The 12,785-nt window shown below is 37.2% G+C and carries 8 protein-coding genes; all 8 read left to right on the forward strand.

The features are described 5' to 3' along the window. Window positions 1–247 precede the first annotated feature (247 nt). The 8 genes from H592_RS0101740 (at window position 248) to putA (ending at window position 12,778) form a co-directional block, all read left to right on the forward strand. Window positions 248–4,075 carry an ATP-binding protein gene (locus H592_RS0101740; protein ID WP_028867220.1) on the forward strand — a complete coding sequence of 1,276 codons (3,828 nt, stop codon included), beginning with the start codon at window positions 248–250 and terminating at the stop codon, window positions 4,073–4,075. Then, window positions 4,068–4,691: a hypothetical protein gene (locus H592_RS0101745; RefSeq protein ID WP_028867221.1), complete on the forward strand. Its 624-nt coding sequence runs from the start codon at window positions 4,068–4,070 to the stop codon at window positions 4,689–4,691. The genes H592_RS0101740 and H592_RS0101745 overlap by 8 nt, the downstream gene beginning before the upstream one ends. Beyond that, on the forward strand, window positions 4,691–5,935 hold the full coding sequence (locus tag H592_RS0101750) for a hypothetical protein (protein ID WP_028867222.1): 1,245 nt from the start codon (window positions 4,691–4,693) through the stop codon (window positions 5,933–5,935). The genes H592_RS0101745 and H592_RS0101750 overlap by 1 nt, the downstream gene beginning before the upstream one ends. A gap of 94 nt (window positions 5,936–6,029) precedes the next feature. Continuing rightward, the gene (locus tag H592_RS0101755; protein WP_037070693.1) at window positions 6,030–6,914 is read left to right on the forward strand and encodes a DUF7281 domain-containing protein; all 885 of its coding nucleotides are present in this window, start codon (window positions 6,030–6,032) and stop codon (window positions 6,912–6,914) included. A gap of 161 nt (window positions 6,915–7,075) precedes the next feature. After that, window positions 7,076–7,555, forward strand: coding sequence for an FKBP-type peptidyl-prolyl cis-trans isomerase (locus H592_RS0101760; protein WP_028867224.1), 480 nt, complete (start codon window positions 7,076–7,078; stop codon window positions 7,553–7,555). 164 nt (window positions 7,556–7,719) lie between these two features. After that, on the forward strand, window positions 7,720–7,950 hold the full coding sequence (locus H592_RS0101765) for a glutaredoxin family protein (protein WP_028867225.1): 231 nt from the start codon (window positions 7,720–7,722) through the stop codon (window positions 7,948–7,950). A 501-nt stretch (window positions 7,951–8,451) separates the two neighbouring features. Further along, window positions 8,452–9,216 carry an AraC family transcriptional regulator gene (locus H592_RS0101770; RefSeq protein WP_028867226.1) on the forward strand — a complete coding sequence of 255 codons (765 nt, stop codon included), beginning with the start codon at window positions 8,452–8,454 and terminating at the stop codon, window positions 9,214–9,216. Window positions 9,217–9,643: 427 nt separating this feature from the next. Then, window positions 9,644–12,778, forward strand: coding sequence for a bifunctional proline dehydrogenase/L-glutamate gamma-semialdehyde dehydrogenase PutA (gene putA, locus H592_RS0101775; RefSeq protein ID WP_028867227.1), 3,135 nt, complete (start codon window positions 9,644–9,646; stop codon window positions 12,776–12,778). Window positions 12,779–12,785: the final 7 nt, after the last annotated feature.

The raw sequence follows: 12,785 nt of genomic DNA on the forward strand, positions 1-12,785 counted from the left end.
TTTGGGGACTTATGTTTTTAAGTGTTTTTATAATTAGCTTGAATAAACCAGATTCTTAATCTAGTAACAATCGTATTGGTTACATATTCTGCATTTACAGAGATTAATACGAAGTGTTGCTTGAAACTGGTCGACAAACCTTATTAAGCAAGATAAGTTTCACTGTTTTTTCGGTTGTATTTATTCATTTAAATATGACTGCTTCATAAACAAACGTTTTTATAATTAAAGTTAACAAGGATTTTCCATGGCAGAACAGGCCTATCAATTATTACGCATTATTATTATCGATAGCTTTTGGAAAGGGCAGGTTAACGAATTAGACTTATCTGGTCATACACAACTTGAAGGTACCAATGGTGCTGGTAAAACATCTTTGATGCGTTTACTACCACTTTTTTATGGTATGAGACCCAGTGAAATAGTTAGTAAAGTGGATCAAGCTAAAAACTTTGCTGATTATTATTTGCCAAGAGACTCGAGTATGTTGGTTTATGAATACCAACGACCTGGTGGTCAAACATGTATGGCACTTGCCAGTTCAGATGGGCGCGGAGTGCAATTTAAATTCATTGATAGTGGTTTTGAAAGTGGATTATTTATTGGTGAAAATCATTTCCCGTTGACCGTCTCTGAAGTTGAAAGAGCTTATCGAAATTTAGGTGTTGAATGCTCTAACTATTTAGGCGTTGATAAATACCGACAAGTAATTCAAAACTTACGTAGTGGTCGTAAAGTTAAAGAGGTTCGTCAATTACAAAATCGTTTCTCATTCAGTGATTTAGCGACTCCTCATCTAGACAAAGTAGTGAACGGTACGATTGAAAAAAATCTAGACTTTGATGCGGTTAAACAAATGCTGGTGGCTATCGCTAGTGATCACATCGCGCGCAGCGTGGGGCAAGAAAAAGAACAAATCACCCTTAATAAACAAGATATTAGTTTATGGTTAGCTGACATCCAAGCTAGCCGCTCTATTCAAAAAGTAAGTGATAAAATTGCGTTATGGCAAACAGATTTTACGCAGTTAGACAGTTTATTGATTAAGCTGCAGCATTTGCATGCGGAAATGCTAGCGCACCAGCAAAATATCACTGAGTTACAACAACAACGTAGTGATCAAAAAGCACGCTTTAGAGATCAAATAACGGTCCTAGATAAACAGTTAAAAGAACAAAGCCTGCTACTGCAAACTGAAATAAGCCAAATAGCGGCAAAGATAGAAGCAGATCAAAGCCGTATTGATTTGTTAGATGACGATAAATTAAAGTTTGATGAAAATGACGCAGCGAGTTATCAATTACAAGCCGATAATGCACCGCGTTACCAACAAGCATTAAATGATGTAAATGAAATTATTGAAGCATTTGAAGGTAATTTAAATAAAGTCCAAGCTAAGTTTGAGTCATTGTTACAATCGTTAACCTTGCAAAAAGTACAAGATGAAGCGCGTAATAATGAGCAAGTCTCACATATTAAAGAGCAATCTAACCTACAACTATCAGTCGTGTCCGAAAACTATCAAGGGCAGTTAAGTAAATTAAATGAACAACTTAACGAGTCATTTTTAAAAATAAATATGGACCTGCAAACGCTACAAAACCAGCTTAAAATGGAACAGTTAGCGAAGAAAAATATTACCGTTGAAGCAAGCTTACGGGCTGAGATTGAAGTAAACCAAGTCAGTATGTCAGAAGTTAAAGATAACTTGAGTGACTGCTTACAGGTATTAAGCTCTGATAATGATCAGTTAAATACGCTAGAAAAACAACGTATTCAACTCTTAGAGCAACATAAACAACATAATCGCCAGCTTGAAGATGTCAAAAAGTCACGCCAGCAATTGCAGCTACAACTCTTACCAGAAGTTAACTCGCTTCAACATTTTTTAAGCAATGAGCCAAACGCGGTAGGTTGGAAAAACAATATTGGACGAGTGTTATCTGCTCAACAGTTAGCACGTAAAGATCTTAATCCTCAATGGGTTTCTCAGGCGGATAGCGCAGAAACCTTATTTGGATTGAAAATAGATTTAGATCAGCTGCAAGACAATGATTTACAACTTAATGAAAACGAACTTAGAGAAAAATTAAGTGATGTAGAGCAAAAAATTGCAACGTTGATTAAAAAGGTAACAGATCTAGAGTCTCAACTTAATGAATTGACGAAGCAAATAGCTAATCAACAGGTTTTAATCAGCGAACGTAAACAAAATTTACAAAAAGTAGAATTAAAACGCCAACAATTCAAAGTACAACAAGAAAATCTTGAGCTTAAAAAGCAACATTATTTAAAACAAGCGGCATTAGCGTTTGAAGACAATATTAAAAAGCTCACGACACAAATTAAGAATCAACATACTAAGCTTGAAGAGTTTAAAGTATTGCAGCAAGAGCAACGCTTTGAGTTGAGTAATCAAATGCTTGATCAACGGATGGTCATTGAATCCGATAGAGATAGCCAGTTAGAGCAATTAGCAGAGCAGTTAGCATCTATTAAAGATAGCGCTAAAACACGACAAAAAGATTATAAGCAACAACGCGATCGGGCATTAGAAGAGTTAGATCCTGATGGTGAAGTCGATAAGCGCATTAAACAACGTGTAGAGTTAATTGAAAAACTAGAACAGTGTGCTGTGTGGGCGCGTAAAGCCCGTGAATACCAGCAGTTTATGAATGAACGTTATGTGCATCGTGACCAATTAGTTGAAAAAAACCAAAACCGAGAAGTCCAAAAGCGTGGTTTAGAAAATAGCTTAGCGGATTTAAAAATTGAAAAAAACAATTTAATCAGTGAGCAACAGAAACAATTTAAGAAAGTATCGCAACAATTAAATGACGATGCCGATCTGTTATTACAATTAGGGTTAGCGCAACGAGAGTGTGAGCAATACGGTATCGAAGCGTCGTTAAGTGAATCTGAACCGCATAACAGTGCCGATTTAACCGTGACATTCTGTGGCGATTGGATAAAACAATTTAAAACCATTGATAAACGACTACAAAGTCAAATTACCCAGTTTAATACTGCCTTTGCTAAGCATAATGCCAACAGTGAATTGTATGAAAACTGGATCAAATTAGTGTCCGATAATGATATTTATGAAGGCGCTCGTAGTCTATTTAAGTACCAGCATCCAATTGCTGATTTATTAAGCAGTGCCGCTCAAAAGCAAAAGAATACTTATCAATTAGTCACAGTCAATGCGAATATGATCAATGAGTTTTATCAGCATATAGAAAACTTTGCGCGCCGTATCAAAAGTATTGGCAAACAGTTATCAAGCAACGTAACTAAGCTGGCTCACTTCGAAGCATTAGCGGACATTAATGTTAATACTGTGATGAAACAAGAAGAACTTGATTATTGGGGCCCATTACAACAATTTGCAAAGTTGTTTGAAAAGTATCGTGATGATTTACGAGAAGGGGTGGGTGATATTCCCGATGACTTAATTGTCGCGATGCAAAAATTATCTACTTATCTACCCAGCGATGGTTTTGCATTAGCACATCACCAATTGTTTGATATAGAGTTTACTATCTCAGAAAAAGGGCAACTAAAACATGCTCGTAATGCGCGACAATTGAAAAAAATCAGTTCTACTGGCTTATCCTACTTAGCAATGCTTTCTTTATATGCGGGTATTTTGGGTATGTTACGAGGTGAAAGTGATGCAAAAACACAAATTATTTTACCGGTGGATGAATTAGGTGAGCTTGCTGCAGAAAATATCGACCTATTATTGACCATGTTTAACGATAATGCGATCACTATGCTATCAGCTTCACCTTCTACAGATAGGCATATTTTGTCTTTATATCAACGTCATTATAAGATTAAAGATAATAAGATTTTTCATGCGCATATTCCAACTTCTCGGTTAGATGAATTGTTGCTACAACGTAAAAAAGTAGCCGAACAGCTCAATAGCCAAGTACATGACAATGCAAGTACAGACGTAAGCGTTAATGTCAGTACACAAGAAAAACGTGAGCAGACTAATACAGAGAGTAAACAGCCGGCATCAAGCACTGATATAGATATGATCACAAAGGAGCCACAAAATGTTTAAGCAAACTGTTCAGCAACTACTAACAGGAGCGGTCATTTGTGAAACAGGGTTTGCCGACGAATACCTATTTTTACAGGCTCAATCTAATCAGGATCGTGTCTCAGATTTTTTGTCTAATTTAGATCGTGATTTAACGTACTTAGACAGTGCCGATGCCTATTATTGTACTTTTAACGAAGTGGATACCAATAATAGTGCCGAACTGACTACTTTATTTACTGATATTAGAGGTATGTTTCGTCCTTTAGTGGAATTCTTAGAGCTTATCCTGACTGCCAGCCAAACTGATTTACCGATCCACGCTAAATCAATCATTAATATTAATGAACTGTTTGATCCCTTTGAACATGATCAAACGTTACGTGAGCAACTGCGTCATTTAACTGCTATACGGCCTTTTAAAACCAATAAGTTAGAAAGCCGCGAACAGCTAGTGTTTGTTTTTCATAAGCTTGAAGAGTTAGGGTATTTTGTGCGTAAGAATGCTGGAAGTAGTCGTTATTTTGCGACGGCTCGTTTTGATTTGATCTATTTGTTGATTGAGTTTTTGAATGACTCAGAGCGTATAGAGTTACCCGAAACGGAACAGCAACAACAAGAAGAGTTATTGTTTTAATGGCTGGTTACGATACTAAAGATGTTGCGGAGTTATTACGTCAACTTGGTTCAAACGACCAATTGCTTGCTGAAGCCTATGTATTCGGATCGATACAAGGCGATGGCGGTGATGCACGTAAAATAGCTGCTTTACATAAAAAATCTTTATTAAGGCCGGACGATGAACCCGGTGATTATCGTGTTAGTGCTGAACTAAAACGCATGTTAAACCGATTAATGCGCAAACAAAGTAGTTATCGTCAACTTACTGATATGGGTAAAGTGATTGATGTATTGGAAGATACTGTCAACGACTACCGTTTATCAGTGATTGGTGACCAACAAGAGGACGCAGAATATTACTTAGATCAATTTGATGATCTACTTTATGAAGCAAAAGATAACTTAAATGTCAGCTTAGATAATATGCATTATGCCATTTCTAGTCAGTTTGGTTTTGTCTCTACTATTAGCGCCAAGGTTCGTGAAAACGAACGTGCTTTAACCTATGCACAAAAGCTATTAACTGAGTTGCAACAGATTGACCCTGAAACCTGTTATGAATGGATGAATTGGGCTTGCCCGGTTGAACTGGCTCGTAAAATTAGTGGTTTCATCTATTGGTTTAATCAGACCCTTCCAAGGTTACGTTACATCATTGATAGCATGCGCTTAAGTTTATTTAAATTAAGACGCGATGAAAAACAGGCAAGCCTATTACGCAATATGGCACGGTATCTTCACAAACACCCTGAATTTGAAATTAATGAACAGGTGTTTGAAGACAAAACGTTACCGAAACCATTGCGTTTTGCTGCGCCTATGCCGATTAAGTCGTATATCAATGTTAAAGAGACAGCGCATGAAACTGCATTAATTGAAATTGTGCAATCACTGCGTAAATTGAGTTCAGTAGTTAAGCCTAATGCACGTGAAACATCAGAAGTTGAATTGATTGCTAATGTTGCAATGAGTTTCAGTTACGATTATTTCGAAGAGCAAACAGAACGTTTATTTGAGCAAGCAATTACCACAGGTAACCCCGTTTCTGCTATAAAATATTGGCAACAAGCGTTACCGGAATGGCACAGCGAACAGCAGCATATCGACCCGACACCTTGGGTTGAATTAGTGTTTAGTAGTTATTGCAAATTAACTAATATACAACAAGCATTGATAGATATTCGCCCTAAGGGTCAGCAATTACAGGGTATTTCCCATAATTGGTCGTACAGTGATATTGTTGTAAAGGTAAACAATTAAATTCCATATGAATCGAAGTTCTCAAGCTAATAATTAGTGACATTGCTTGAACTAAAGAGCTAAGCGCAATAACGATAATGAATAGCTGAATAGAATGAGTCATTCCCATTTCAATAAAATACAATATGATTTTTTTGCAAGGCATCTTCGCGCCGATCTCGGTGCCGTGAAAGCAACCCAAAGTTGCCGTTGGATGGTTGATACTCATCGTCTTGGGCGTATTCAAGATGGGTGGTGGTTTTATACTGAACAAGATAGGGCAGCTATCATTGAATTAGTGCAACGAGAGTTACACATTGATTTGCTTTTTGAGCACTTTCCGGATAAAAGTACGCGTGTCGATAACGCTTTGAGCCATAATAATGAAAAATTTAATGCCTTCTCCGTCAGTAATGACTTTGTGTTGGTTAACGCTTTACAAACACTACAGCTCAATGGTCGGGAGATAGAGGTAGGTTCGATTTCTTCATTGGGTTTATATGTTAATGCCTCTAAAATTAACAGTGTAGAACATCAATATATTGTGCTGGTTGAAAACCTAGCGGTAATGGCTAATTTAAAACATTTAGCTTTCATGGATAATGCAGCACATTTAAAAAATGCTTTATGGCTGTATCGCGGTGATCAAAAAGCAATACAAAGCACCCATAAAGCCTATGCGTTTTTTCGATCATTTACAGCTTCACATCAGCTATTATGTTTTGCGGATGTAGACCCTAAAGGATTAGAAATTGCTTTAAGTAGCGGTGCGAATAAAATCTTGACGGTTCAAGCAAAGTCGCTTGAAACCTTCAACATTAGCGGCATTGAAAAAGATTTTTATAATCAAATTCAATCAGTTAATTACCTGAAAAGTAAAACGTTATCAGAAGATTGTCAAACTTTGTTTGTTACAATTTGTGAACATAAAAAAACCATTAAGCAAGAGCATATTTTAGCCCACCAAATTCCTGTGGCCGTGGTTGAACTATTCAATTAAACCTATTAAGTGTTATTAGCAGAACAACTATTACTTAGTAAGAAATGTTTAGTAAAAAATGCTTAGTAAAAAAGCATAGTGACAATAGTTTAGTAAAGTAGTTTAGTAACAATTAATCAATATCAATTATTTAGTAACAAAAAAATTAACAAGGATATAAAATGCAAATAGCTAAAAACAGTGTCGTTGAATTCCATTATCGCTTAACAGAAGGTAATGAGTTATTAGAAGACAGTAACGGTAATGATCCGCTTATTTATTTACACGGCGGCGGTGGTCTATTTGAAAAAATGGAGCAAGCCTTTGTAGATAAAACAGTTGGTGAAAAATTTGAAGTAACCTTATCTCCTGAAGAGTCTTATGGTGAACGTCGTGAAGGTGCGTTACAACGCATTCCGATTAAACACTTACAAGGTGCAAAGAAATGGACTGCTGGTATGACTGCTGTGGTTGAATCTAACCAGGGTAAACAAGAAGTCACCATCGTTAAAGTAGGACGTTTTAATGCAGATTGCGACTTGAACCATCCCTTTGCCGGTAAAACTTTAACATTTGCCATTGAAGTAGTCAGCGTACGTGCGGCAACTGAAGATGAGTTATCACACGGCCATGCACATGCAAAAGGAGGTTGCGGTCATTAGACCATAAAGCGCAAATAATTTTACACATTTGATTGTTATTTATGTGCGTTCTTACAAGTTTCGCCTGTGTTTATAGTGGTGCCGTCACCATGCTTCATTGCATGTTCACAGGCGTTTTAATTTCAAATTAAGCACCTATTATTTGAACCGAAGGAATCCCTAAAATGAAACGTGTTTCATTATATACGATGGCAAATTGTCCTCATTGTAAAACAGCTAAACAATACCTTGAGCAACAAAAAATAAACTTTAGATTAGTTGATGTTAAAAGTGCTGCTGGCCAAAAAGAGTTTGCAAAAACGGGATACCGAGGTGTACCTGTATTGAAAATAGGCGACCAGTTCTTGAATGGTTTTAGTGTTAAAGGTTTTCTTAATTTATACAACAATGATTAAATTTTACAATCGGGCAATGTCTACCTAGCAGCATAATCGTTTGAGACCGGCAGTGTTTTATTTTGAGGGCTGATTGGATGTCAGTTGCCCCTGTTCGTTGATATAAAACGTTTACTTTGTGTCACTAGCCTCTATCATTTTGCATACTCTAATTAACCCGTTTTAACCTTCCTATCAATTTACTGCTTTTGATTTTTGTTCATGTCCATTTTATCAATCTGTATACAATTTTATTAGTAATGTCATGTTGCACAACAATGAATTCGATTTGTACTTGTTATCAATCATCAATCATCAATCATCAATCATCAATCATAAATTATCAGTTACAAGTTGCTGGTTGTTAGCTAGCTTTTGAAAATGCTTAACAACCGCTCATTTTATTGCTAATAAATGACCACTTAATGACAGTCGTTCAAAAATATAATTTTTTTATTAGGTAATTCAACATTTCGCTTTTATATTTGGATTTTTAATATTACGCATTACAAGGAGTGAGTTATGAATCTAATTGAAACTGTTTTAATCCGACCGGCTGAAGTCATAACTTTACCCAATGAAATACAGCATCATGACCACGATCATCATCAATTAGTGATTGCATTAAATGGTAACTCTGAATTTAGCATAGAAGGTATGCAGAATATTATTATACCAGGGCAGGGATGTGTGGTGACTGCCTCATCTGATCATGCTTTTAATGGTTTAGGCTTTGCCGAAATATTAACACTAAATTTACCCACTGAGTCTCAATTAGATAATTATACCGCTCAACATATTCAACCTTTGATTCATTCTAATCAATATTTTAAATTAGATACCCAGTTTCAAATACTATTACAGTTATTAGTAAAAGAGATGCGCCAAGCCCCTGATGATATATTGGTGGCAGAAGCATGTAAAAATACAATCATTGCTTTATTACAGCGTCATATTAAAACCGACCTAAGTAAAAAGAATCGCATTAATATAGAAGTGATTGATAATTTTATTATTCAACACATTACCACTAAGATCAGTGTCGCTCAGCTAGCCGGTTGTGTGTTCTTAGGAGAAAGTCAATTTCACTTATTATTTAAGCAACAAATGGGCATGACCCCGCATCAATACATCATGCAAGTGAGAATGAATCTTGCAAAACAGCTACTAGAAGACCGCTCTTTGACATTAGCGATGATCGCCAGTGCCAGTGGCTTTGCTAATCAAAGCAGTTTTACTCACACCTTCACTAAGTTTCAGGGAACTTCTCCTTCTCGGTACCGCTAATAATTCAACCATCGAAATAACGTCAACAACCTTTTTACTTCAAACTAATTAACTTCTCTACCTCAACGGATGCCTTTACTGGCTTAGAAGTAGGGAGGGGGGCTCTTGCAATTCTTTATAGTCAATCACCACTTCAAAAGTCATCAGGTTAAACCTGACCTTAATGTTCGAGCTAAGAACATATAACTATAGCAGAGGGCATAAATGCTATTTATAGCTAAAATCCGCGCATAATTAATCATTTTTTTATAAAGCTGGATTATAATTTTCCATGACTCAGGTCACAAAAAAAAATCGATCGTACTTTTTGACATATAAATCGTAGTTTTAGGTAAGAACTTAAAAACTTTTACCAATACTATCCGTGCTTAGTTACATTTGCATAACATAACATTAACAGGTGTTATGACTTTTAGGAGAGTTGGGTATGTCATCATTTATTGCAACGGATGTGTTGCACAAAGATTTTATAAATACAGAGCTAGCAACGCTTTGGGCGCATATTTCACCATTGTATATGGTTGATGAGTCTGCTTGTTTAAAGCAATTAATACCACTTGTTACGCCATCTAAAGATGAATCAAATACGATGGCAGATTATGCGACGGATTTGATTAAGCGTGTGCGTAAAGATAAAAATGCTGTGCAGATGATTGATGCATTATTACTAGAATACAGTTTAGATACCAAAGAAGGTATTTTATTAATGTGTTTAGCTGAAGCATTAATGCGTATTCCTGATGCAGCAACTGCAGATGCCTTAATTAAAGATAAACTCAGTGTTGCTGACTGGAAATCTCATCTTAAAAAATCAGATTCTATTTTTGTAAATGCCTCAACTTGGGGTCTTTTATTAACGGGTAAAATTGTTAATTTAAAGAAAACGAGAACCAATAGTACAACCAATGTTGTTAATAGCTTGGTTAATAAAATGTCTGAGCCTGTTATTCGTAAAGCCATGCATCAAGCGATGAAAATAATGGGGCACCAGTTTGTATTGGGCCGCAATATCGATGAAGCACAAAAGAACGGTAAAGGGTTTACTAACAAAGGCTGCAGTTATTCCTTTGATATGCTTGGTGAATCAGCGCTAACTGCCAGTGATGCCAAAAAATATTACGCTGCATATTTAACCGCTATAGAGTCAGTAGGCAGCAAGTCTATTAATAAAAATCAGGCTAATAATGCCGCGACGGTATCGATTAAATTATCTGCGTTACATCCTCGTTATGAGCCAGCTAACAAACAACGCGTGATGACTGAAATGTTTGACTCGGTGTTATCTTTAATAGAAAGAGCACGTGCTTTAAATGTTGGCTTAACGATTGATGCAGAGGAAGCGGATCGTCTTGAGCTTTCATTGGCATTATTTGAAAAATTATACCGAGATCCAAAGACGCAAGGCTGGGGTAAGTTCGGTATTGTGGTGCAAGCTTACAGTAAACGTGCTTTACCTGTTTTAGTTTGGTTGGCTGCATTAGCTAAATCCCAAGGTGATGTTATTCCTTTACGCTTAGTGAAAGGGGCATACTGGGATAGTGAAATAAAATTATCTCAACAAAATGGTTACCCGGCTTATCCTGTCTATACGCGTAAAGAAGCAACTGATGTTTCTTATTTAGCCTGTGCACGTTTTCTTTTATGCGAACATGTTAAGGGCCTTATTTACCCGCAATTTGCTAGCCATAATGCACACACGATAGCCGCTATCAATTCGATGTCGACTCACAAAGAGTTTGAGTTTCAAAGATTACACGGCATGGGAGATGCGTTATATAACCATGTAATGACCATGTCTAATAGTAATGTACGTATCTATGCCCCAGTAGGGAGCCACAAAGATCTATTACCTTATTTGGTGAGACGTTTATTAGAAAATGGCGCAAACAGTTCATTTGTACATCGTTTAGTTGACGCTGATTGTCCTATTGCTGAACTTATTGAGCATCCTGTTGAAACATTATTGAAGCGTCAATCATTGCATAATAGTTTAATTGAATTACCGCCTGCTATTTTCCCTGATCGTAAAAACTCGTTCAGTGTAAATATTGACATAGAAAGCGAAGCACTTCCTTTTGAGAAAAAAGTGGAAGCATTCACAGGCCATTTTTGGAAAATGGGGCCGATTGTTGATGGGACTCATTACAATGATGTTACTGAGAAAACAGACGTTTACCAATGTACAGCTCCCTACGACCGTACGATTAGTGTTGGGTCTGTTGTGTTTTCTGAAACCCAGATGATTGAACAAGCACTAACAACTGCACATCAATATTTCCCCGAGTGGACTAATACCGAAGTACAGCAACGTGCTCAGTACTTGTATAAACTTGCTGACTTACTTGAATCGAATATGCCTGAGTTAATTGCTTTATGTCACCATGAAGCAGGTAAAACAATTCATGACTGTATCGATGAAGTACGAGAAGCAGTAGATTTCTGTCGTTATTATGCTCAACAAGCCGTTGATAACTTCTCGAATGCTGAAACAGATGTCAGCTTTGATGGCATTACGCAACAAATTCGCCATCAAGGTAAAGGTGTGTTTGTTTGCATCAGCCCTTGGAACTTCCCGTTAGCTATCTTCCTCGGTCAAATTGGTGCCGCGTTAGTGGCTGGTAATACAGTGATTGCAAAGCCTGCAGAACAAACTTCGTTAATTGCTGTACGCACTGTTTTATTGATGCTTGAAGCTGGATTCCCTAGCCAAAGTATCCAATTATTAACCGGTAATGGTGCCCAAATTGGTTCTGCGCTAACCGCTGATCATCGTATTGCGGGTGTTGTATTCACAGGCTCTACGGGGACTGCGCAAGTGATTAACCGCAATCTAGCTAAACGCCCATTATTACCGGCTACCTTTGTAGCAGAGACGGGTGGTCAGAATGCAATGATTGTTGATAGTACTGCATTACCAGAGCAAGTTGCTCGTGACGTTGTTCGTTCAGCTTTTGCTTCTGCAGGGCAACGTTGTTCGGCATTAAGGGTGTTATTTATTCAACAAGATGTTGCAGAACGTGTTATTGAATTAATTAAGGGAGCAATGCAAGAACTTGCCGTTGGTTTACCTTATCTTCATAGCACCGATGTGGGACCTGTTATTGATAAAACAGCAAAAGACAAACTCAATGCGCATCTTAAAAAAATGACCGCTGAACATAAGTTATTAGCACAAGTGGCTTTAAATGACAGTTGTGCAAAAGGTGACTTCATTTCACCTACAGCGATCGAGATTGATAATCTTGGGCAATTAAGTGAAGAACAGTTTGGGCCAATCTTACATGTGATCCGTTTCAAAGCGGCTGAATTAGATAACGTGATTGAACAGATTAATAACACTGGTTTTGGTTTGACGATGGGTGTGCATAGCCGAAATGAAAGAGCTTATACACATATCGCAGAAATGAGCCGAGTGGGTAACTGTTATATCAACCGCGATCAAGTAGGAGCCGTAGTAGGTGTACAACCTTTTGGTGGCCAAGGTCTATCTGGTACTGGCCCTAAAGCAGGTGGTCCACGTTATTTACATCGTTTTACTCAACAAATCGTAAGTTCATGTTAGGAGAAAG

This window comes from Psychromonas arctica DSM 14288 (assembly GCF_000482725.1).
GTDB lineage: Bacteria > Pseudomonadota > Gammaproteobacteria > Enterobacterales > Psychromonadaceae > Psychromonas > Psychromonas arctica.

What these genes read in the sequence shown, in the direction of transcription:
- H592_RS0101755 (WP_037070693.1), top strand. Translation starts at nt 6,030, where the DNA reads ATGAGTCATTCCCATTTCAATAAAATACAATATGATTTTTTTGCAAGG.
- H592_RS0101765 (WP_028867225.1), top strand. Translation starts at nt 7,720, where the DNA reads ATGAAACGTGTTTCATTATATACGATGGCAAATTGTCCTCATTGTAAA.
- H592_RS0101740 (WP_028867220.1), top strand. Translation starts at nt 248, where the DNA reads ATGGCAGAACAGGCCTATCAATTATTACGCATTATTATTATCGATAGC.
- H592_RS0101750 (WP_028867222.1), top strand. Translation starts at nt 4,691, where the DNA reads ATGGCTGGTTACGATACTAAAGATGTTGCGGAGTTATTACGTCAACTT.
- H592_RS0101770 (WP_028867226.1), top strand. Translation starts at nt 8,452, where the DNA reads ATGAATCTAATTGAAACTGTTTTAATCCGACCGGCTGAAGTCATAACT.
- H592_RS0101745 (WP_028867221.1), top strand. Translation starts at nt 4,068, where the DNA reads ATGTTTAAGCAAACTGTTCAGCAACTACTAACAGGAGCGGTCATTTGT.
- H592_RS0101760 (WP_028867224.1), top strand. Translation starts at nt 7,076, where the DNA reads ATGCAAATAGCTAAAAACAGTGTCGTTGAATTCCATTATCGCTTAACA.
- putA (WP_028867227.1), top strand. Translation starts at nt 9,644, where the DNA reads ATGTCATCATTTATTGCAACGGATGTGTTGCACAAAGATTTTATAAAT.